The organism is Streptomyces sp. NPDC002574, from assembly GCF_042889545.1.
GTDB lineage: Bacteria > Actinomycetota > Actinomycetes > Streptomycetales > Streptomycetaceae > Actinacidiphila.
Map to the genome: position 1 here is coordinate 67,044 of NZ_JBIARB010000024.1, position 20,976 is coordinate 88,019.

General features: G+C 73.8%; 23 protein-coding genes. 12 read left to right on the plus strand and 11 right to left on the minus strand.

Annotated elements, in window-relative coordinates; all coding sequences use genetic code 11:
- The first annotated feature begins 44 nt into the window (after positions 1-44).
- Entirely contained in the window at positions 45-560 is a 516-nt protein-coding gene (locus tag ACFYXS_RS38045) for a VOC family protein (protein WP_389256372.1), read from the plus strand.
- Between the two features lie 27 nt (positions 561-587).
- Here the strand turns inward: ACFYXS_RS38045 and ACFYXS_RS38050 are convergent, their stop codons facing one another.
- Both ACFYXS_RS38050 and ACFYXS_RS38055 read right to left on the minus strand, forming a co-directional pair.
- Positions 588-1,268, minus strand: a complete 681-nt coding sequence (locus ACFYXS_RS38050) for a GntR family transcriptional regulator (RefSeq protein ID WP_389256373.1) — start codon at positions 1,266-1,268, stop codon at positions 588-590.
- 125 nt (positions 1,269-1,393) lie between these two features.
- The gene (locus ACFYXS_RS38055; protein WP_389256374.1) at positions 1,394-2,338 is read right to left on the minus strand and encodes a rhomboid family intramembrane serine protease; all 945 of its coding nucleotides are present in this window, start codon (positions 2,336-2,338) and stop codon (positions 1,394-1,396) included.
- A 126-nt stretch (positions 2,339-2,464) separates the two neighbouring features.
- Between ACFYXS_RS38055 and ACFYXS_RS38060 the strand changes: the two genes are divergently transcribed.
- The 4 genes from ACFYXS_RS38060 (at position 2,465) to ACFYXS_RS38075 (ending at position 5,878) form a co-directional block, all read left to right on the plus strand.
- Complete coding sequence (locus ACFYXS_RS38060; RefSeq protein ID WP_389256375.1) at positions 2,465-3,349, plus strand: hypothetical protein; 885 nt, start codon at positions 2,465-2,467, stop codon at positions 3,347-3,349.
- Between the two features lie 171 nt (positions 3,350-3,520).
- On the plus strand, positions 3,521-4,372 hold the full coding sequence (gene fdhD, locus ACFYXS_RS38065) for a formate dehydrogenase accessory sulfurtransferase FdhD (RefSeq protein WP_389256376.1): 852 nt from the start codon (positions 3,521-3,523) through the stop codon (positions 4,370-4,372).
- A 67-nt stretch (positions 4,373-4,439) separates the two neighbouring features.
- Positions 4,440-5,030 (plus strand): TetR/AcrR family transcriptional regulator, encoded by a 591-nt coding sequence (locus ACFYXS_RS38070; RefSeq protein WP_389256377.1) that lies wholly within the window; start codon positions 4,440-4,442, stop codon positions 5,028-5,030.
- Positions 5,031-5,032: 2 nt separating this feature from the next.
- The gene (locus tag ACFYXS_RS38075) at positions 5,033-5,878 is read left to right on the plus strand and encodes a thioesterase family protein (protein WP_389256378.1); all 846 of its coding nucleotides are present in this window, start codon (positions 5,033-5,035) and stop codon (positions 5,876-5,878) included.
- A 35-nt stretch (positions 5,879-5,913) separates the two neighbouring features.
- On the opposite strand, the gene ACFYXS_RS38080 is transcribed toward ACFYXS_RS38075, so the two are convergent.
- The 5 genes from ACFYXS_RS38080 to ACFYXS_RS38100 form a co-directional block, all read right to left on the minus strand.
- A complete protein-coding gene (locus tag ACFYXS_RS38080; protein WP_389256379.1) occupies positions 5,914-6,276 on the minus strand; it encodes a UBP-type zinc finger domain-containing protein in 363 nt (120 codons plus the stop codon).
- 108 nt (positions 6,277-6,384) lie between these two features.
- Positions 6,385-8,325 (minus strand): hypothetical protein, encoded by a 1,941-nt coding sequence (locus tag ACFYXS_RS38085; RefSeq protein ID WP_389256403.1) that lies wholly within the window; start codon positions 8,323-8,325, stop codon positions 6,385-6,387.
- Positions 8,326-8,465: 140 nt separating this feature from the next.
- Positions 8,466-9,467, minus strand: coding sequence for a nucleotidyl transferase AbiEii/AbiGii toxin family protein (locus ACFYXS_RS38090; protein ID WP_389256380.1), 1,002 nt, complete (start codon positions 9,465-9,467; stop codon positions 8,466-8,468).
- Entirely contained in the window at positions 9,464-10,147 is a 684-nt protein-coding gene (locus tag ACFYXS_RS38095) for a hypothetical protein (RefSeq protein WP_389256381.1), read from the minus strand. Before ACFYXS_RS38095 ends, ACFYXS_RS38090 begins: the two co-directional genes overlap by 4 nt.
- A complete protein-coding gene (locus ACFYXS_RS38100; protein WP_389256382.1) occupies positions 10,141-10,593 on the minus strand; it encodes a MarR family winged helix-turn-helix transcriptional regulator in 453 nt (150 codons plus the stop codon). The genes ACFYXS_RS38095 and ACFYXS_RS38100 overlap by 7 nt, the downstream gene beginning before the upstream one ends.
- Positions 10,594-10,685: 92 nt before the next feature.
- Here ACFYXS_RS38100 and ACFYXS_RS38105 point away from each other — a divergent pair, with 92 nt between their 5' ends.
- A complete protein-coding gene (locus ACFYXS_RS38105) occupies positions 10,686-11,060 on the plus strand; it encodes a cupin domain-containing protein (protein ID WP_389256383.1) in 375 nt (124 codons plus the stop codon).
- Positions 11,061-11,066: 6 nt separating this feature from the next.
- On the opposite strand, the gene ACFYXS_RS38110 is transcribed toward ACFYXS_RS38105, so the two are convergent.
- Complete coding sequence (locus tag ACFYXS_RS38110) at positions 11,067-11,660, minus strand: histidine phosphatase family protein (protein ID WP_319665610.1); 594 nt, start codon at positions 11,658-11,660, stop codon at positions 11,067-11,069.
- Complete coding sequence (locus tag ACFYXS_RS38115) at positions 11,660-11,797, minus strand: hypothetical protein (RefSeq protein WP_389256384.1); 138 nt, start codon at positions 11,795-11,797, stop codon at positions 11,660-11,662. The genes ACFYXS_RS38110 and ACFYXS_RS38115 overlap by 1 nt, the downstream gene beginning before the upstream one ends.
- 158 nt (positions 11,798-11,955) lie before the next feature.
- Between ACFYXS_RS38115 and ACFYXS_RS38120 the strand changes: the two genes are divergently transcribed.
- Together ACFYXS_RS38120 and ACFYXS_RS38125 are read left to right on the plus strand one after the other, a co-directional pair.
- Positions 11,956-12,798, plus strand: coding sequence for an MBL fold metallo-hydrolase (locus ACFYXS_RS38120; RefSeq protein ID WP_389256385.1), 843 nt, complete (start codon positions 11,956-11,958; stop codon positions 12,796-12,798).
- Between the two features lie 33 nt (positions 12,799-12,831).
- Positions 12,832-13,188, plus strand: coding sequence for a DoxX family protein (locus tag ACFYXS_RS38125; RefSeq protein WP_389256386.1), 357 nt, complete (start codon positions 12,832-12,834; stop codon positions 13,186-13,188).
- Here ACFYXS_RS38125 and ACFYXS_RS38130 read toward each other — a convergent pair.
- Entirely contained in the window at positions 13,185-14,249 is a 1,065-nt protein-coding gene (locus tag ACFYXS_RS38130; RefSeq protein WP_389256387.1) for a bile acid:sodium symporter family protein, read from the minus strand. The two genes, ACFYXS_RS38125 and ACFYXS_RS38130, sit on opposite strands and share 4 nt — an antisense overlap.
- Positions 14,250-14,372: 123 nt before the next feature.
- On the opposite strand from ACFYXS_RS38130, the gene ACFYXS_RS38135 reads away from it, so the two are divergent.
- Positions 14,373-15,263, plus strand: coding sequence for a LysR substrate-binding domain-containing protein (locus ACFYXS_RS38135; RefSeq protein WP_389256388.1), 891 nt, complete (start codon positions 14,373-14,375; stop codon positions 15,261-15,263).
- On the opposite strand, the gene ACFYXS_RS38140 is transcribed toward ACFYXS_RS38135, so the two are convergent.
- Entirely contained in the window at positions 15,241-16,218 is a 978-nt protein-coding gene (locus ACFYXS_RS38140; RefSeq protein ID WP_389256389.1) for an Lrp/AsnC family transcriptional regulator, read from the minus strand. The two genes, ACFYXS_RS38135 and ACFYXS_RS38140, sit on opposite strands and share 23 nt — an antisense overlap.
- Positions 16,219-16,342: 124 nt before the next feature.
- On the opposite strand from ACFYXS_RS38140, the gene ACFYXS_RS38145 reads away from it, so the two are divergent.
- From ACFYXS_RS38145 to ACFYXS_RS38155, 3 genes are all read left to right on the plus strand, one after another.
- Positions 16,343-17,872 carry an MFS transporter gene (locus ACFYXS_RS38145; RefSeq protein WP_389256390.1) on the plus strand — a complete coding sequence of 510 codons (1,530 nt, stop codon included), beginning with the start codon at positions 16,343-16,345 and terminating at the stop codon, positions 17,870-17,872.
- 213 nt (positions 17,873-18,085) lie between these two features.
- Positions 18,086-19,918 (plus strand): AMP-dependent synthetase/ligase, encoded by a 1,833-nt coding sequence (locus tag ACFYXS_RS38150; RefSeq protein ID WP_389256391.1) that lies wholly within the window; start codon positions 18,086-18,088, stop codon positions 19,916-19,918.
- 102 nt (positions 19,919-20,020) lie between these two features.
- The gene (locus ACFYXS_RS38155) at positions 20,021-20,848 is read left to right on the plus strand and encodes an aldo/keto reductase (protein WP_389256392.1); all 828 of its coding nucleotides are present in this window, start codon (positions 20,021-20,023) and stop codon (positions 20,846-20,848) included.
- Positions 20,849-20,976: the final 128 nt, after the last annotated feature.

The window sequence follows — 20,976 nt, forward strand, 5'->3', positions numbered from 1 at the left end:
TTCCGGCGCACTGGATTTTCGGCGGGCTGGAAGGCGGGACGGACATGGGTGAGCCGCAGGGCAAGGAGCTGGAAGCGGTACGGGCGCGGCGGGAGGAGCTGCGCACGCAGTATCTGCACGAGCCCGGCAAGCGACCGGCGACGACGGCGGCGGGGGTGCACCACGCGGCGTTCATCTGCCGCGACGTCGAGGAGACCATCCGTTTCTACCAGGAGTTCCTGGGATTCCCGCTGGTGGAGCTGGTGGAGAACCGCGACTACGCGGGCTCCAGCCACTTCTTCTTCGACATCGGCAACGGGAACCTGCTCGGCTTCTTCGACTTCCCCGGCCACGAGCACCCCGAGCAGCACGAGACCATCGGCGGTCTGCAGCACCTGGCGCTGTCGGTGACGGCGGAGCAGTTCGACGCGGCCAAGGAGCGCCTGGACGCGGCCGGCACCGACTACCTCGGGCCGGACCGGGGCGTGGACAACAGCCTGTACATCCGTGACCCGAACGGCCTCAACATGGAGCTGTACCGGGAGCGGCTCGGCTACTTCGAGGGCGACGCGCTGCTGTGACCGGGCGGGCCCGTCGCGCGGGCCCGCTCAGTCCTTGTCGGCGCGGTGGTGGTAGGAGTTCCGGGTCTGCTCGGTGTGGGCGCGCATGACCTCGCTCGCCCGGGCGGCGTCGCGGTCGGCGATGGCCTTGATCAGCTCACGGTGCTCGATCCAGGACTGCTTGCCGCGCTGCCGGGCGACCGGGGTGTAGTACCAGCGCACCCGGCGGTCGACCTGCCGGGAGAGCTCGGTGAGCACCGCGTTGCCGGCCAGCTCCATCACGTACGCGTGGAGGGCGGCGTTCGCCGCCACCACCGCGTCGACGTCGTCGGCCTCGACCGCGGCCTCCCCGGTCGCGCAGAGCTCGTCCAGCCGTTCCAGCCCCTTGGCACCGGCGTTGGCGGCGGCCAGGCGCGCGGCCTCGGTCTCCAGCAGCGCGCGGACGACGAGGAGCTGGTCGGCCTCCTCCTCGGTGGGCTCGTGGACGAACGCCCCCTGGGCCGGGCGCAGATCCACCCACCCCTCGGTGTTCAGCCGTTGCAGCGCCTCGCGCACCGGCTGGCGGGAGACCCCGAGGTGGCCCGCGAGTTCGGTCTCCACCAGATGCTGACCGGGGCTCAGCGCGCGGGTGATGATGAGTTCGAGCAGCGCTTCGTACACCCGCTCGCGCAGGGGCCCTGGACGCTCCAGTTTGGGCACGGATCCCTGCGACAGCCCAGTGGACAGCATCTCGGCCCCCAACCTTTCCGGGGATGATTGGCTTTCGTCTACAGTCTACCGGGCAGGGGGCCCGGTCGGGACACCGCCGCGGTGCGTGACCCTCTTCACACCTCGCGGCGCCGGTGCCGCTCCCCCTATGCGGCTCCGGTGAGTTGGGACGTCTTCACCAGCACCAGCACCACCAGGACGGCCAGGACCGCGACCGCGCCGGCCGCCTGGACGAGAGTCCGCCGCCGGGCGGGGGCATAGGCCAGCGCGAGCCCGAGCGCGCCTCCGGTGAGCAGGCCGCCGAGGTGGCCCTGCCAGGAGGTGACGGCCGCGGAGATCACCAGCCACACCAGCAGGGTGACGATCAGCTGGTTGCCGCCGAGGGGGTCGTAGTGCAGACGCCGGCTCAGGATGTAGTACGCGGCCGCGAGCCCGAAGACGGCGCCGGAGGCCCCCAGCGCGGGGGTGTACGGCGCGAGCACGTACTCGGCCACGCCGCCGCCGAGGGCGGCGAGCAGGTAGAGCCCCAGGTACCGGGCGCGTCCGAGCTGGCTCTCGACCACGCGGCCGATGTTCCAGAGCGCGGCCATGTTGAACAGGATGTGGGTGATGCCGAAGTGCCCCTCGGTCGGGCCGGAATGGAGCACGGACGAGGTGAGGAGCCGGTACCACTCGCCGTGCGCGACACCGATCGCCCGGTAGCCCGGCGGTACCGCCCCGCCGTGGAAGACGTACCCGTTCCCGTCGGGACCCAGCAGGCCCTGGCCGAGGCCGTCCAGGCGGACGACGATGCCCGGGCGCAGCACCTCGGCCACGTACATGGCGACGTTCAGCGCGATCAGCGCGTACGTCACGGTGGGCACGGCCGACGTCGCGATCCTGCCGCCGAAGGCCGTACGGGCCTCGCGGACACCGCGGTTGCCCTCGCGGACGCACTCGGGGCACTGGTGGCCGACGGACGCCTCCCGCATGCAGTCCGGGCATATGTAGCGGTCGCAGCGTGTGCACCGGACGTGCGACTCGCGCCCGGTGTGGCGGTAGCAGGTGGTGACCGGGGGCTGGGTCCCCTGATCGGCGTCCGTGGTGCTCACGAGTGACAGCCCCCGTCGGCGTACGACACAGCAGATTCGCACGGATGTACCCAGATCCGGCACCGCGCGTCAAACCATGACCGCGACGCTGTTCCGCGGTCCGCGGCGGGCACCTACAGTGATCTCGTGACGAGCGAGGTATCCGCCGCCGAGCAGCCGGAGTTGGTCCTGCGAGGGGGCGGTGTGACCGCCCGCTTCGACGGGGACGACGTGTGCATGAGCGAAGGGCACGAGCGGCGCCGCATTCCGGTGGCCGCGATCGAGGAGGTCCGCGCGGCCGGCCCGCAGGGCAGCACCGCGGAGATCGTCCTCACCACCGCGGGCGGGCCCGCGACCGTGTACTCCGTCAGGCACCACAACTCCCGTGCCGTGACGGTGTTCGCGTCGGCCGTCAACGCCGCGCTCCCGCCGCGCGACGCGGCCGAACCCCGGCAGGACGGCCAGGCCCTGGTGGAGGTGACCTCCACCAGGGCCCGGCCCGCACAGGACACGAAGCCCGCCGAGGAGTCGACCCCGGGCGACGCCGTCGTGGGCGTCACCGGTCTGCTGCTGGCACTCGGCTGGCTCGCGGGTCTCGTCTGGCGGCTCGTGGACGGCGAGGGGGCGCTGCGGTGGGGGCTCGGCGTCCTGCCCGCCTTCTTCGGCGTCGGCGCGCTGGCCGGATTCCTCACAGAGCTGGACAAGGGCCTGGTCCTGCGCCGGCGCGGCATCACGGTGATCGCCGTCTTCGACCGCAGGGAGGAGCCCGCCGACAGCGAGAGCCCGGCGGTGACCGTCCACCGCTTCACCGACCTCAAGGGGGTCGTCCACGACTACCGGGGCACCGGCCGCAAGGTCGAGGGGGACGCGCGGCGCCTGGAGATCACGTACGACCCGGACCACCCCGAAGTGGTCTCCGGCACCGGCTGGTACGCCCGGCTCGCGGGCGTCACGGCCCTGGGCCTGCTCACCCTCGCGCTGTTCGCCGGCGCCCTGTACCTGACCGTCGGCAGCGTCGTGGACGTGTTCTGACCCCCGTGGTCGCCCACGCGTGCGCGGCCCTTGACCACGCAATGGGATGCTGTAGACAATCTGCACGGATGGCGGGAACGTCGCGCCGCGCGGCACCGCACATTCGCATGGCAACCTCTGTACCAAGGGCCGAACCGGCCGCCCGCACGGACAGAACCGGGACTGATCGACATGGGACGGGTCACCGAACGGCGCCGCGTACTGCGGATCAGGGACGGCGCCATCGACCACCGGGCGGACACCCTGGTCGCCGAGGAGCCGCTGGAGATACGGCTGAACGGCAAACCGCTCGCCATCACGATGCGCACACCGGGCGACGACTTCGCCCTGGCGGCCGGATTCCTGGTCAGCGAGGGCGTGCTCGGCCGCGCGGAGGAACTGGCGAACATCGTCTACTGCGCGGGCGCGACCGTCGACGGTTCCAACACGTACAACATCGTCGACGTACGGCTCGCCCCGGGTGTCCCCGTCCCCGACATCACGCTGGAGCGGAACGTCTACACGACGTCCTCCTGCGGCCTGTGCGGCAAGGCCAGCCTCGACGCGGTCCGCACCACCGCGCGCTGGCCCATCGCCGACGCCACGCCGCTCCGGCTCGAACCGGCCCTGCTGTCCGCGCTCCCCGACCGGCTGCGCGCCGCCCAGCAGGTCTTCGACCGGACCGGCGGTCTGCACGCCGCCGCGCTCTTCACCGCCGACGGCGAACTGCTGGACGTCCGCGAGGACGTCGGCCGCCACAACGCCGTCGACAAGATCGTGGGACGCGCCCTCCAGCAGGGCCTGCTCCCGCTCACCGGGAAGATCCTCATGGTCTCCGGACGCGCCTCCTTCGAGCTCGCGCAGAAGGCGGTGATGGCCGGCATCCCCGTCCTGGCCGCCGTCTCCGCCCCGTCCTCCCTCGCCGTCGATCTCGCCGCCGAGTCGGGCCTCACCCTCGTCGGCTTCCTGCGCGGCACCTCCATGAACGTGTACGCGGGCGAGGAACGCATCGCCCTGCCCGCGCCGGCGGCCGGCCGGGGCTGACCAGCCCCTCCGTCGCGCGCACAGGCGGGGGTAGACACTGTCCACTCCGAGGTGGACACTGTCCACCATGCCGACCGACCCCCGCGCCCGCCTGCTCGACGCCGCTCTCGCCGTGCTCGACGAGGACGGCGTGGAGGGCCTGACCCTGCGCGCGATCGCGCGCCGGGCCGATGTGTCGCACGGCGCCCCGCTCAAGCACTTCCCGCACCGCGCGGCGCTGCTGTCGGCCGTGGCGACGGCCGGGTTCCGGGAGCTGAACGCCTCGGCGGAGGCCGCCGTACGGGACTGCGCCGACGGGGCTTCGGCCCGGGCACGGCTGCGGGCCGGGGCACGCGGATACGTGGGCTACGCCCTCGCCCGGCCCGCCATGTTCGCCCTGATGTTCCGGCACGACCTGCTCGACCCCCGGGACAGGGAACTGGGCCGGGTGAGCCTGTCGGCCTTCGACGACCACCTGCTCGTGCTCGTCCGTGCCGCGCAGGCGGACGGCTGGCACCCGGCGGCCGACCCCCGCGCGCTCACCGGCGCACTGTGGTCGGGGCTGCACGGCCTCGTGCAACTCTGGCTGTGGGGCTCGCTCGCCCTGGCGACCGGCGCGGCGTCCGTCGACGCGGCCCTGGACGCCCTGTTCACCTCGCTCGACCTCAAGGAACGCTGACGATGACGGAGACCTACGGTTTCGACCGCGAAACCGCCCTCACCCCCCGCCCGGACGATCCCTCGCTCCACGACGCCGAGCTCCACGAGGGCTGGCGGATCGGCATGGGCATCAACGGCGGCCTGCTGCTCGCCCTCGCCGGACGGGCCCTGGCCGCCGAGCTCGGCGGGGGCGAGCGCGGACACCGCGACCCGTTCTCGATCAGCGCGTACTACCTGTCGACCTCGCGCCCCGGCCCGGTCACCGTGCGCACCGAGACGCTGCGCCGCGGCCGCACGGTCTCCACCGGCACGGCATCGGTCCTGCAGGACGGCGAGGAGCGGCTGCGCGCCATCGCCACCTACGGCGACCTGGACGGCCACGACCACGCGGGTGACGTGCGGACCTCCGCGACACCCCCGCAGATGCCGCCGCCGGAGCAGTGCGTCGGCACCGACATGGCACCGCCCGACTTCCTGAAGATCTCACCGATGCTGGAGCGGATCGAGCTGCGGCTGGACCCGGGCACGGTCGGCTGGGCGGTCGGGGCGCCGTCCGGGCGCGGCCTGATCCAGGGCTGGCTGCGGCTGCCCGACGGACGCGAGCCGGATCCGCTGATGCTGCTGCTGGCCGTCGACGCGCTGCCGCCGGTCAGCTTCGACCTGGGCATACGCGGCTGGGCACCCACCCTGGAACTGACCGCCCACGTCCGGGCCCGGCCCGCGCCGGGCTGGCTGCGGCTGAAGCACTCCACGCGCAACTTCGCCGACGGCTACATGGAGGAGGACGCCGAGGTCTGGGACTCGGCGGGCCGTCTCGTGGCGCAGTCGCGGCAGCTGGCACGGGTGCGGCTGCAGGAGGACGCGTAGCGTCCCGCCCGCGCCGCGACCCGCTCCCTCCGGCGTCAGTGCAGCTGCTGCTGCCAGTCCTCGGGCACCCGGCCGTGCGGGCCCGGGGACGGCTGGCTCTCCGGGCGGGAGGTCGGCGGGGGGAGGGCGGGACCGTCGTAGTACTGCTCAGTCTCGACGTTCCAGAACCAGTCCTCACCGGGCTCGAAGCTGGTGATGAACGGGTGGCCCGCCTCACGGGCGTGCCGCGTAGCGTGCTGGGACGGCGAGGAGTCGCAGCAGCCGATCCGCCCGCACTCGGCGCAGCGCCGCAGGTGCAGCCACCAGCCCGGCCCCTCGCCCGCGCCGCAGCCGGCGCAGCCCTCCCCGCTCGGCTTGGCCGTGGGGTCGATGCCCGGAATCGTACGGTCGTCCGCCATGCTGGACCCGCCTCCTTCGCGCGCGATCACGTCTCCCCGCATGCTAGCCATCCCGCCGCTCCCCCACCGCTCGAAGCGGCGAGCCGGCGGCCCCGGGATCGACGGGGGTCAGGAATGGCCCGCGAGGCGGAGGGTGGGGTCGCCGTTGCGGTCGCCGGAGGGCGGGCCGACGAGGGCGGCGAACGCCTCGGTGCGGACGGCCAGGTCGGTGCCGTCGCGGCCGAACTCGGCGAGGAACGGCTCGTCGGCGGTGCCGGCCGGGCCGTAGCGGACGGCGAAGAGGTGGAGGTCGTCCGGGCCGTGCCGGACGGCGGGCGCCTCGACGGCGGTGGTGGCGGCGATATGGCGCCAGCCCTCGTCTGGGTTGCCGAAGCCGCGCGGGTCGGCGGCGAGCCGGAAGGCGGCCTGCTCCTGGGTGAGGTCGATCGTGGTGGCGCTGCTGAAGTAGGCGGAGCCGTCCGTGCCGGGGAAGTCCGGTGTGGTGAGGCGGAGTCCGGCCGCTCCCGCCACGGCCATGCCGCCGAGGACGAGCGCGCCGCCGGTCGTGTGGCGCAGGCCCGGCACCGCGAAGTCGACGCCGGCGGCCTGCCGGAGTTTGGCGAGGCGGTCGCCGTGGGCGGTGGCGTACGGGAGGCCGGCCAGCAGGTAGGGCGCGCCGGGGCGGCGGTCGACGGCGACGACGAGCCAGAGGCGGAGGCCGTCGGTGACGTACAGGGACCGGGTGTGGACCAGGTCCCCGCCCCTGGTGACCACGGGCTTGGTGACCAGCTTCGCCGCGAGGCCGGGCGCCGCGGCCGCGTCCCGCACGCGGACCCGGCCGAACGGCCGGGTGAGCAGGAAGCCGTCCTCGGCGGGGCCGATGCCGTGCTGGCGGTTGACGGCGGCGGGCAGCAGCACCGTGCGGCCCGCCTCGACGAGGGCGGGCGTGAGGCGGTCGTCGAAGGAGACGCTGACGCCCTCGCGGCGCAACTGGTGCCGGACCGCGCCCTTGCGCGGGGCCCGGTGCCAGTGCGTGGTGTCCTGGGTCTGCCAGACCAGCATGAAGGCGAAGTGCCCGTCGAGGGCCCCGTCGGGACCGGCGGCGTGCCGCGCCCAGCGGGTGTCGCCGAGGTAGCGGCCCAGGTCGCCGTGGATGCGGCGGCTGAAGTGGCGCAGTCCCAGGACCGCTTCGAAGCCGCAGTGCTGCTCGCTGTAGCGGGGGCCGCCGACGTCGTAGCCGCAGGAGGAGAGCCGGGCGTCGATGTAGCGGGCGATCTCGTCGCCGTCCTCCGCGAACACCTCCTCGCCGCTGATCCGGTGGGCCTGCGCGAGGAAGGACAGCGAGATCGGGCCGTAGTTGTTGTCGTAGGCGCCGCCGTGCTCCGCGGGCAGCAGCGCGCCCCGGTCGGCCAGCCGGCGGGCGCGCACCTCCCGCTCGTACAGCTCCATGGCGGTGGCCCGCACGGTCTCGCCCGCCTGTGCGGGCAGGTGGCGGGCGAGCATCAGGCCGCCCACGACGCAGCCGATGGCCTGGCTGGTGGCGTCCTGGGGGTTGAACCAGGTGATCTCGGTGAGCCGGCGCCAGTAGCCGCGCGCCAGGTCCGTGAGCGCGGTGCGGTGCGCGTGGCCGAGCAGCCCGTCGGCGGCGTCGAGCAGATTGACGGCCTGGAGCAGCGCCCACACGGTGCTGGGCCAGTCCCCCAGGGGGTGCTCGCCGTCGCCGAGCGAGTAACGGGCGTACGGCACCCCGGAGTCACGGACCCGCAGATTCGGATAGCCCGGGTTGTCGTGGACGTAGACGCGTTCACGCAGGTGGAAGTCGAGACTGCGGCGGACCGGCTCGACAAGGTGCTCCAGCGCGCCGCCGGAGCGCTGGAAGGCCAGCGCCAGCAGCGAGGTGACGCCCAGTGAGGTGTCGCCGACGTCCAGGACGCACCCGGGGCGCTCCAGACTGCCCTCCGCGGTGATCCGGGCCAGCGCCTCCTCCGCGACGCGCGCGAGCACGGCGTCGTAGGCCTCCGGCTCGTCCGGCAGGTCGTGCAGGGCGCCGCGCTGGTAGGTGAGGTACACCGGTTCGGCCTCGGGTGCTGCTGCCACGATGGGGCCGGCCCTTCGTTCCGTTGCTGGCACGGGAGGGGAGCCGCGGAGCGGGCCGACGGCCCCGTGGGACAGCGTAGGCCGGTCCGGGCCGCGGCGCCCGGACGGCGGCGTCAGCCACCCCCGTCCGGCGGGCCGTCCAGCAGGCCGTCCAGCGCCAGGCTCAGGCGGTCCAGCCATTCGGCGGCGGTGCCGGCGACCCAGGGGTGCGCCGCGCGGAAGGCGTCCCAGTCGACGGAGTGCGGCGCGACCCGCGTGAGGCGGGACGCCCCAGCGGGATGGCCGGGCTCCCGGCTCATCACCCGGCGCAGCAGGCGCGGGGTGAGTGCGGTCCCCGGCGCTTCGGCCAGGAGGACCGCGTCGTAGAGGTCCTTGCCCTGGGCGCGCTCCCCCGTCGCGGCGTCGGCCTGCAGCCACAACAACTTCCAGGCCAGGGAGAGTTCACGGTCGGCGGTGCGCACCACCGCCGGGGGACCGCCGTCGCCGCGCGGCACGGCGGTCAGTACCGGCGCCTCGGGCAGCCGTTCGTCGCGGGCGAAGTCCACGCGGGCCTCGCCCGGGGGCAGCCCGTCGGCGTGCCAGGGGATGACCAGGCGCACGCCGGGGGTGTCGTAGTCCGCGTACATCCAGGTCCCGTCGCTGCGGGCCTGCTCCGGGTCGAGCCGCACCCCAGGGGCGGCGTAGCGATGCCGGCGGACCAGTTCCAGCAGTTCGCCGGGCGGGCCGCCGGAGGGGTCGGGTTCCGGGTCCGTGATCCAGTGCAGCCGGTCGGGCGGGACGTGTGCCCGCTGTCCGCCAGTGCCGAACTCCTCCTCCGTCCACATCTCGTGGACGGCCGCGCCGTCGGCCGCCTCGGGCCACTGCTGGACGGTAGCGAACTCGTCGACGTACGGGTACGGATGGAGCGGGTCGACGGGCACGGCCAGGGAGGGCGGGACGATCCAGTCGAGGTCGCCCGGCTCGCGGGCGGCGGCGCCGACCCAGGCGGGCATGACCATGCTGCCGCGCAGCACGAGGAGTTCGCCGAGCGGGGACCGCGCCACCAGGTGGAGCAGATGGTCGAGGACGGCCCGGTGCGCGGCCGCCGCGGGGTCGCGCTCCGCGCGGGCGGTCACCGGCCCGGCTCCTCGTCGATCCAGCCGTCGTCCAGGGCGGGGCGGTCGTCGTGCACGACGAACTCCTCCTCCACCTCCACGACAGGGAAGGCCGCCGCCCTGAGGGCGGCGAGCAGGGGGTCGAGCCGCAGGCGCGCCTGGGGGCGGCCGACGCCGCGGCAGCGCTGGATGACGAAGCGTTCGTGGCCGCGGCCGCCGAGGTCGCGGCGGGCGTTGCGGGAGACGTGGGAGGCGTGCTGCCCGGCGACGGCCCGGACCTCCGCCGGCCGGGCCGGGTCCGCGACGGCGAGTTTGACGTGGTGCTCGAAGGAGCAGCCGGACGGCAGGGCCGGCGCCTCGCGGCCGGTGCGGGGCACGTCCGCGTTCCAGGGCGCGGCCTCGATCTTCACCCGTGCGACGTCGAAGCCCGCCGCACGCGGCCGGCCGGTCCACCGCGCGGCGGCGTCGCGCCGGACGGGCAGGGTGCCCCGGCCGCGCAGGGCCGGCATGGGCTGGTCGGGGGCGGCTCCCCGGTCGAGCACGATGCGGGTGTACTTGAGGCCATGGAGCTCGGCCCGGGCGCGTATGCGCTCCTCGTCGCCGGGCCGGGGGACGGGCAGCGTGAAGTGCGTCTCGAAGTCGCCGGTGAAGTCCGCGGCGACGTCCGCGGTGCCGCGTATCGTCCGGGACCCGGCTACCACGTGGGCCGGACCGGGCCGTTCGGGGCGACGCGGCGCAGGTCGTCGGTCAGGGCGCGCACGCGGCCGGGGCCGAGGGCGGCGGTCCAGGGGCGGACGGCGTCGGCGGCGGCAGCCTCGGCGGCGCGGGTGCAGGCGTGGCCGCGGTCGGTGAGGACGACCAGCCGGGCGCGGGCGTCGTCGGGGTGCGGGCGGCGCTCGGCGTAGCCCTTGGCGACGAGTTCGTCGACGAGCTGACCGGCGGCCTGGCGGGTCACGCCGAGGTGCCCGGCGAGCTCGGTGACGGTGGCGCCGCTCGCGGCCATGCGGGCGAAGGCGAAGCCGTGGGCGGGGCGCAGGTCGGTGTAGCCGCGGGCGACGACGCCGTCGTGGATGGCGGTGGTGAGGGCGCCCGCGGCCGCGAGCAGGGTGATGCCCAGGTCCGTGGCCAGGGCCTCTTCGTCGTTCATGGGAATCACCTTGACACAGTGCGCAAGCAGCTTGAGCATGTAGGCAAGTAACTTGCGCAAGCTGCTTGCGCATCTTCCGGTGAGGAGTCCCCATGCCCGTCGTCCGCGCCTCCGACGCCCACGTGCACGACCTGCACGGCGTCCGTTTCGTCTCGTACGCCGCGACCGCCACCGGCAGCCGGGAGATCTGCGCCTGGCGCGGCGAGGTGCCGCCGCGCACCGCCGGTCCCGCGCACGTCATCAGCCGGGAGGAAGTGTTCCTGGTGCTCGGCGGCGCGCCCCGGCTGACCCTGGACGGCGAGCGCCACGACCTCTCCCCCGGCGACGTGGCCATCGCGCCCGCCGGATGCTCCCTGGCCCTGGAGAATCCGGCGGACGAGCCCGCCGCCCTGTGGGTGACCACCAGCACCGGCCTGGAGGCGTCCTTGGCCGACGGCTCGCGGCTCAGCCCGCCGTGGGCGCGCTGAGCCGGGTCACTGCAGGTGCGCGGTGTCGTTCCACAGGGTGATCGCCGGGTCGCCGTACTCCCAGCCGAGGACGGAGAGCGACGCGGGGGCCAGGCTCAGCACCATGCCCCGCATCGGGTCCAGGCGCAGCCAGCGGGCGGCGAGGGTGCGCAGGAAGTGGCCGTGGGCGAAGACCACGGCGTCGCTGTCCTCCGACTTGGCCCAGGCCACGACCTCGTCGGCGCGGTTGGCGACCTGCCAGGAGGTCTCGCCGCCGACCACTCCGTCGCGCCAGATCACCCAGCCCGGCCGCTCCTCGCGGATCTCGGGCGAGGTGCGGCCCTCGTACTCCCCGTAGTCCCACTCCCGCAGGGCGTCCCAGGGCTCCGCGCGGTCGCCGAAACCGGCCAGCTCGCAGGTGTCGCGGGCGCGCTGCAGCGGGCTGGTGCGGACCCGTGCGCCGGGGAAGTCGTGCCAGGGGGCGCGGGCGAGCCGCTTGCCGAGCAGGCGCGCGGCCTCGCGCCCCTCCTCGGTCAGCGGGATGTCGGTACGGCCGGTGTGCTGGCCGCTCTTGGACCACTCGGTCTGTCCGTGCCGGACGAGCACGAGGCGCGAGGCCATCAGGAAGCCACCTCCTTGTGGACGGCTTCGGTGGTGTCGCCGTCGGGATCACTGACGAGAGCGCGGTGCGCGGGCCCGGGCGCCGCGAAGGCGCCGATACGCTGGAGAAACGATTCCGCCGAGCCCTCAGAAGTCACGGGGACAGTGTCCCTCCCGACCGGGCGGGCGCACAAAACGACGCCCCGGCCGTCACGGGGGCCAGGCCGGTCGTGCGCGCCGCGGACACGGCGCGTACGCTGCCGGTCGCCGGGCCGCTGCCCCGCCGTTGCCGCCGCCCCGAGGAACGAGGAGCCGGATGACCTCCGTGACACAGCCCCTGGACGTGCGGTGGATCCACGGATCGCCGTCCGCGAAGCACAACACCGACCCCGACATCCAGGTGTTCGCGTACGCGGAGGACACCGTCGTACTGCGGCAGAACAAGGCGGTCCACTACGAAGCGCCCTTCCTCTACCTGCTCTTCGGCGAGGAGCGGGCCGTCCTGATCGACACCGGGGCCACGGAGTCCGCCGCGTTCTTCCCGCTGCGCCGGGTCGTGGACGAGCTGGTCGCCGCGTGGCGGGAACGGCATCCCCGGGACGGGTACGGGCTGCTGGTGCTGCACACGCACGCGCACGGCGACCACGTCGCGGGCGACGGGCAGTTCGCGGACCGCCCGGACACCGTCGTCGTCCCGGCCGGCCGCGACGGCGCGTGGCCCTTCTTCGGCTTCGACGCGGACCCGGACGCGGTGGCCCGCGTCGACCTCGGCGGCCGGGTCCTGGAGTGCCTGGCGACCCCCGGCCACCACGAGGCCGCCGTCACCTACTACGACCCCCGCACCGGCTTCCTCCTCACCGGGGACACGGTCTACCCGGGCCGGCTGTACGTCGCCGACTGGGCCGCCTTCGTCCGCACCGTCGACCGGCTCATCGCCTTCGCCGGGGAACGGCCGGTCAGCCATGTGCTGGGCTGCCACATCGAGATGAGCCGCGAGCCCGGCGTGGACTACCCGGTCCGCACCACCTACCAACCGGACGAACCACCCTTGGAGATGACGGTGAGTCAGCTCCAAGAGATACGGCGGGCGATCGACGAGATCGGTGACCGCCCCGGCAGCCACCCCTACCCCGGCTTCGTGATCTGCCGGCTGGGCTGAGGGCACGGGGCCGAGGACATGTACGCCGCCGCCGTGACCCTGACCGTCCTGCTGCTGCTCGAAGTCGTCCCCTCGGCCGTCGCCCAGCTCGCCCGGGCCCGCCCGGGTCTGGAACGCCTGGACGAACTCACCCGCCTCGGCGTGCTCCAGGGCCGGCATCCCCGGGTGCCGGTCCTGCTCGGCTCGCTGCACGCACTCGGCGCCGCGGCCGTGATCGCGGGTCTGTGGTGGCCCGTGCCGGGCGTGGCCGGGGCCGCGCTGGAGGCGGCGATCTTCGGCTGGACGCTGTACCGCCAGGTGCGGGCCGGCGACCGCGGGCGCGCCCTCGGCGCCTACCTGCTCTTCCTCGCGATGGCCCTGGCCGTCCTGGTGGTGAACGCGCTGCGTTAGGCGCTGTCGTCCCCGCGCGCCGCGGAGGAGCTGTGCACCAGGACGCCGCGCGCGGGCGTCCCGGGCGCGCTCGTCGCGGTGGGCGCGGCGGCCTCCGCCTGGCGTCCCCAGCGCTTGGCGATGACGGCGCAGACCATGAGCTGCATCTGGTGGAAGAGCATCAGCGGGAGCACCGCGAGGCCGGCCTGAGCGCCGAAGAGCACGGTCGCCATGGGCAGTCCGGCGGCGAGGCTCTTCTTGGAGCCGGCGAAGACGATGGTGATCCGGTCCGCCCTGCCGAAGCCGAGCCGCCGCGCCCCGTACGAGGTCAGCGCGAGCATCGCCGCCAGCAGCAGGGCCTCGGACAGCAGCAGCCCGAGCAGCCGCAACGGGGTCACCAGGTGCCAGATGCCACCGACGACGCCCTCGCTGAAGGCGGCGTAGACGACCAGCAGGATCGAGCCGCGGTCGACCAGTCCGAGCACCTTCTTGTGCCGCAGGACGAAGCCGCCGATCCACCGGCGCAGCAGCTGCCCGGCGACGAAGGGCACGAGCAGTTGCAGCACGATCCCGAGGACCGAGTCCAGCGAGAAGCCCGCGCCCCTGCCGTCCAGCAGCACCGCCGCGAGCAGCGGGGTCAGCGCCAGACCGGCAAGGCTGGAGAAGGAGCCGGCGCAGATGGCGGCGGCGACGTTGCCGCGCGCGATGGAGGTGAAGGCGATCGAGGACTGGATGGTGGAGGGCACCAGGCACAGGAAGAGCAGACCGGTCCACAACTGCTGCGTCAGCAGGTACGGCACCAGGACGTGGGCCGCCAGGCCGAGGGCGGGGAACAGCACGAACGTGCAGGCCAGCACCGTCGAATGGAGCCGCCAGTGGCGCAGCCCGTCCATCGCCTCGCGGGTGGACAGCCGCACCCCGTACAGGAAGAAGAGCAGCGCCACGGCCCCGGTGGACGCCCCACCCGCCACATGGGCGCCGGCGCCCCTGGCGGGCAGCAGCGCGGCGAGCAGCACGGTGCCGAGCAGCGCCGCGATGTAGGGGTCCAGGGGGAGCCAGGGCGGGTAACGCAGGCGGCGCATGGACTTCCTCATCGGTGCACGGACGTGACCTTCCCAGTTTGCCCGGCGCACGCGCGATCGTAAATGGCAGTGACCGCACTGACTGTCATCACGTTTCGCGATGGCCGCCGCTAGGCTGGGGGCATGTTCGACCCGGTGCAGTTGCGGACCTTCGTCACGGTCGCGGGGACCCTGAGCTTCACGCAGGCCGCCCGGCGGCTGGGCCTGCGCCAGTCGACCGTCAGCCAGCACGTGCGGAAGCTGGAGGAGGAGGCGGGGCGGCAGTTCTTCGCGCGGGACACCCACAGCGTGGAGCTGACCGAGGACGGCGAGGCCATGCTGGGCTTCGCGCGCACGATCCTGGAGGCCAACGAGCGGGCGGCGGGCTGGTTCGCGGGGACCCGGCTGCGCGGGCGGCTGCGTCTGGGCGCCTCGGAGGACTTCGTGCTGACCCGGCTGCCGGAGATCCTGGAGGGCTTCCGGCGCGAGCACCCGGAGGTCGACCTGGAGCTGACGGTCGAGCTGTCGGCGACCTTGCACCGGCGGCTGGCCGCGGGACGGCTGGACCTGGTGCTCGGCAAGCGCGCGGCCGGCGACACGCACGGCGAACTGGTGTGGCGGGACCGGCTGGTGTGGGTGGCCGGCGAACGCTTCCGGCTCGACGCGCGGCGGCCGGTCCCGCTGATCCTCTACCCGGCCCCGGCGATCACCCGGGCACGGGCGCTGGAGGTCATGGAACGGCACGCCCGGTCGTGGCGGATCGCGTGCACCAGCGGCTCGCTGAGCGGACTGATCGCCGCGGCCCGCGCGGGACTCGGGGTGATGGCGCACGCCGAGGGGCTCGTCCCGCCCGGCCTGGTGCGGGTGCCGACGCGCGCGGGCCTGCCGGAGCTCGGCGGGGTGGACTTCGTGCTGCTGCACGGCGCCCGGCGGCCCGCGGCGCGGGAGGCGGCGGACGCGCTCGCCGCGGCGATCCTCGACGGATCGCTCGGCGGATCCCTCGGCAAGCCCCTCAGTGGATCCCTTCGGTCGTGATCTGCTTCACCAGGCGCAACGAGGGCGCGGTCTCCACGTGCCGGACGCCTTCCAGCGCGCCGACCTGCTCGCTCAGGTAGCGGTACATCTCCGCGGTGTCGCGGCAGATGACGACGGCGACGATGTTGGACGAGCCGGTGGTCGCCGCGACGTAGGCGGTCTGCCGGTGGGCGGCCAGCGCCGTGCCGACGGAGTGCAGCGCCGCGGGCGCCGCGGTGATCCAGAACAGTGCGCGGGTGTCGTGGCCGATCCACGCCGAGTCCAGCTGCACGTCGGTGTAGAGCACGCCCGAGGCGCGCAGCTGCTCCAGCCGGCGCTTGACCGCGGACTCCGACAGCCCGGTGGCCCGGTGCAGTTCGGGGTAGGTCGCGCGCCCGTCCCGGGCGAGGACGGCGAAGAGGGCCTCGTCGGCGGCGTCCAAAACGACCGTGCCGGGCTCCGGCGGCTCGCACGGGGGCAACCGCAGTGCCTCGGCCTCCTGGGCGGTCAGCGCGTCCCGTTTGGCGAACCAGCCCAACGCGCCGCCGTAGAAGGTGTGCAGGATGCTGTGCGCGCCGATCTCCACGATGCTCGGCGTGCGCGGCAGCCGGCCCAGCAGCAGGGCGTCGTGCTCGTCGTGGCTGCGCGGCCGGGTGATGCACATGACCTCGGTGCCGCCGGACATCAGCGAGATCCACGCGGTGTCCTCGCGCCGGGCCAGCGCCTTGGCCAGCGACTCGGCCGCCTCCGGCGTGCTGCGCAGCCGCAGTGCCCAGCGGGTCCTGCCGAGCAGTTCCTGCTCGGGCAGTCCCAGCACCCGCATCCCGAAATCGGCGTGCAGACGGCGGTAGCGGCGTGCCACCGTCTGGTCGGAGACACCCAGCACGTCCGCGATCCGGCTGAAGGGAGCACGCCCGTCGAGCTGCAGCGCGTGCACCAACCGCAGGTCGAGCTCGTCGACGGTGTGGGAATCCATCGCTCTCCCCTTCCTGATGTCGGAATCCGGCGCATTGTCGTCCGTGGCTGGAGGAACCGTGCCGTCCTTCGCGATGGTACGGAAGAACGCCTGCGATGAACACCGACGAGGAACAGGGAAGACCATGCGTAAATGGGGACCGCTGGTGGCGGTCTGTCTCGGCACCTTCATGCTGCTGATCGACGTGACGATCGTGATCGTCGCACTGCCGGACATCGCGGGTGCGCTCAACGCCTCGCTGTCCGACCTCCAATGGATGATCGACGTGTACGCGCTGGCCCTCGCCGCCCTCCTGCTGGGCGCCGGCTCGGCGGCCGACGTCATAGGACGCCGCCGGATGTACGTGGTGGGGACCGCGCTGTTCGCCGCCGCGTCGCTCGCCTGCGGCCTGGCCCCCGGAGCGGGCTGGCTGGTGGCCATGCGCGCCGTGCAGGGGGTGGGGGCGACCGCGATGTTCGCCACCACGATCTCGCTGCTCGGCGCGGCCTACCAGGGGCGCGACCGCTCGGTGGCGCTCGGCGTGTGGGGCGCGGTCAGCGGCGCCGCGGCGGCGCTCGGCCCGGTGCTGGGCGGTCTGCTGACGCAGGCGCTGGACTGGCGGTGGATCTTCTTCGTCAACCTCCCCGTCAGCGTCGTCGCCATCGCGCTGACGCTGCGCGTGGTGAGCGAGTCGAAGGGCCACAGCGGCGCCCGGATCGACTGGCCGGGCACGGCGTCCTTCACCGCCTTCGCCGGGCTCACCACCTTCGCGGTGATCCGCGCCGACGAGGCCGGGTGGGCCTCGGCGCGCACGATGGCCACCCTGGCCGGCGCGGCGGCGGCACTGGCCGTCTTCGTCCTGGTGGAGCGGCGTTCCGCGCATCCGATGCTGGACCTCGCGCTGTTCCGGGACCGCTCCTTCACCGCCGTCACGGTCGGCGCCTTCGCGCTCGCGGGCACGGCGTTCGGCGTCCTGGCGTACACCTCGCTGTGGCTGCAGACGCTGCTGGGGCTGAGCCCGGTGCGCGGCGGCCTGGTGCTGATCCCGCTGGCACTGGCGGCCTTCGTGGCCTCGGCGCTGGGCGGCCGTCTCCTGCACGGGGCGCCGCACCGGCTGGTGATCGGCGGCGGGCTGGTGCTGATCGGCGCCGGGGCGCTGGCGCAGGCGGTGCTGGACGCGGACTCCGGGTGGGCCTCGCTCACCGTCGGCCTGGTGGTGGCCGGCCTCGGCGTGGGCCTGGTCAACCCGGCGATCGCGGGCGCGGCGCTGGCCTCCGTGCCGCCCCGGCGGGCGGGCATGGCGGGCGGCGCGGTCAACACCTTCCGCCAGCTCGGCTACGCGCTGGCGGTCGCCGTCTTCGGCACGCTGCTCACCGGCCGGATGGAGGACTCGCTGCGCGACTCCGGCGTCCCCGACCCGCACACCGCCGCCCGGGTGCTCGCGGGCGGCGGCGCCCGGGGACTGCTGGCGCGGGTGCCCGAGGCCCAGCGCCCGGCCGCCGACCACGCGCTGCACGCCGCCTTCGCGTCCGGGCTGAACGCGGCCGCGGTGACGGCCGGGGTCGCGGGGCTGCTCGCGGGCGCGGTCGTGCTCGTCCTCGTACGGTCGAAACCGCAGGCGACAGCGCCGGAACAGAGCGTTCCGGAGCCCGTTGCCGCTGTAGAGCGGGGGTGATCCCGGCGCGGGGATTTGGTGCAGATCCGAACGGGCTTCCTTCCGCCCGGACGCCCCCTTCCGGCCTCATGTTCCTTGCGGTAACGGGGAATCCGCTCGTCACCGGGGTGCGGGGGTCCCTCCGGGGACCCTCACACCCGGTCACCGGCCCCCTCCCGCGCCGCCGCGCCATCGGGTAGCTTCTGCAACCGCCCGAGCGGCCGAGGAGCGACCTTGCGCGAGTTCACCATCCCCCCACTGGTGACGGCACCCCAAGTCGGCGGACTGGCGGACTCCGTGTTCGCCGCCGCCGCCGAGGAGCCGGACCGTGTCGTGCTCGGCCGCCGGACCGGCCCGGAGGGCGCCGAGTGGGAGGACGTCACCGCCGCCGGCTTCCGGGACGAGGTCGTCGCGGTGGCCAAGGGCCTGCTCGCGCACGGCGTCCGCTTCGGCGACCGGGTCGGCCTGATGTCCCGCACCCGCTACGAGTGGACCGTCCTCGACTACGCGCTGTGGACGATCGGCGCCCAGCCGGTGCCGATCTACCCGACGTCCTCCGCCGAGCAGGTGCGCTGGATGCTCCACGACTCGGGCGCGGTCGCCTGCATCGTGGAGCACGAGGACCACGCGATGACCATCGGCGCGGTCATCGACGAACTCCCCCGGCTGGCCCGGCTGTGGCAGCTGGACTCCGACGCGCTCACGGAGCTGGCACGGGACGGCGCCGACATCGACGACGACACGGTCCACCGGCACCGCATGGCCGTCACCCCGGACGGCCCGGCCACCGTCATCTACACCTCGGGCACCACCGGCCGGCCCAAGGGCTGTGTGATCAGCCACGCCAACTTCATGGCCGAGGCCGACAACGTCATCGGCAAGTACGAGCCGGTCTTCCACTCCAAGCCCGGCGACGAGGCCTCGACCCTGCTCTTCCTCCCGCTCGCCCACGTCTTCGGCCGCATGGTGGAGGTCGCGGCGGTGCGCGCCCGGGTGCGGCTGGGCCACCAGCCCAACCTGGCCGCCGCCGAACTGCTCCCGGCGATGGCCTCCTTCAAGCCGACCTTCGTGCTCGCGGTCCCGTACGTCTTCGAGAAGGTCTTCCAGGGCGCCCGCCGCAAGGCCGAGGCGGGCGGCAAGCTCGGCCCCTTCGAGAAGGCCGTCGAGATCGCGGTACGGCACGCGGAGGCCACCGAGGCGCGCGCCTTCGGCACCGGCCCGGGCCCGAGCACCGGACTGCGGATGCAGCACCAGCTGTACGAGAAGCTCGTCTACGGCAAGGTGCGCGCGGCCCTCGGCGGCAAGGTCCGGCACGCCTTCTCCGGCGGCTCGGCGATGGACCGCAGGCTCGGGCTGTTCTTCGACGGCGCGGGCGTGCGGATCTTCGAGGGCTACGGACTGACCGAGACCACGGCCGCCGCCGTGGCCAATCCGCCCGAGCAGACACGTTTCGGCACGGTGGGCCTGCCCGTGCCCGGCACCTCCGTGCACATCGCCGACGACGGCGAGGTGTGGGTGCACGGCGGGCAGGTCTTCACCGAGTACCTCAACAACCCCAAGGCCACGGCGGAGGTCCTGCACGACGGCTGGCTGGCCACCGGCGACCTCGGCGCGCTCGACGAGGACGGCTACCTGACCATCACCGGCCGGAAGAAGGAGATCCTGGTCACCAGCGGCGGCAAGTCCGTCTCCCCGGTCGTGCTGGAGGACCGGGTGCGTTCCCACCCGCTGGTGTCGCAGTGCGTCGTGGTCGGCAACGACCGGCCGTTCATCGCCGCGCTCCTGACCCTCGACCCGGAGGGCATCGGGCACTGGCTGACGATGCGCGGCAAACCGCAGTTGCCGATCGCCAAGCTGATCCACGACGCCGACCTGGAGACCGAGATACGCCGGGCGGTGGTCGCCGCGAACACCCTGGTCTCGCAGGCGGAGTCGATCCGCACCTTCCGCATCCTGGCCGGCCAGTTCTCCGAGGCTGAGGGACTGCTCACGCCGTCGCTGAAACTGAAGCGGAAGGCCATCGAGAAGGCCTACACACGGGAGATCGAGGCGCTGTACCGGCACTGAGCCCCTGTGCCCCGGGAGCGGGCCGGGAATGCGCGTGCGGTCTTGATCGTTGACGTCGGAGTTGCCCCGATAACGATCGACGACCCAAAGGATCAGCCGCCTGTGAGCACGGTCCCCGACATCACCCTCAACAACGGCGTCACGATGCCGCAGCTCGGCTTCGGCGTCTGGCAGGTTCCGGACGACGAGGCCGCGGACGCCGTCGGCACGGCCCTGGAAGCCGGCTACCGCAGCATCGACACCGCCGCGCTGTACCGCAACGAGCAGGGCACCGGCCGCGCCATCGCCGCCTCCGGCATCGCCCGCGAGGACCTGTTCGTCACCACCAAGCTGTGGAACACCGACCAGGGCCACGAGAACGCGCTGCGCGCCTTCGACGCCTCCCTGGCCAAGCTCGGCCTCGACTACGTCGACCTGTACCTGATCCACTGGCCGACCCCCGCGCGCGGCCTGTACCTGGAGACCTGGCGCGCGCTGGAGAAGATCCACGCCGACGGCCGGGCCCGTGCCATCGGCGTCTCGAACTTCCCCGTCGCGCAGTTGCAGCACCTGCTCGACGAGGGCGGCGTCGTGCCCGCCGTCAACCAGATCGAGCTGCACCCGAACCTCCCGCAGGCCGAACTGCGCGCCTTCGGCGCGGCCCACGGCATCGCCACCGAGGCGTGGTCGCCGCTCGGCCAGGGCCGCGGCCTGCTCGACGAGCCGGCGCTCGCGGCGGTGGCCGCCAAGCACGGCAGGAGCCCGGCGCAGATCGTGCTGCGCTGGCACCTCCAGCTCGGCAACGTGGTCATCCCCAAGTCCGTGACCCCCGCGCGGATCAAGGAGAACTTCGACGTCTTCGGCTTCACGCTGGACGCCGAGGACCTGGCGGCGATCGACGCCCTCGACAACGGCGGCCGCCTCGGCCCCGACCCGTCCGCCTTCAACTGACGGCGCCTCGCACCGCACAGCAGGAGGGCGGCGGACCGGTGACCCGGTCCGCCGCCCTCCGCGCATCCGCCCCCCACGCACCCGCACTTCGGGGTCCGCGCGCGCCCCGCGGTCACGCCCACGTGCCG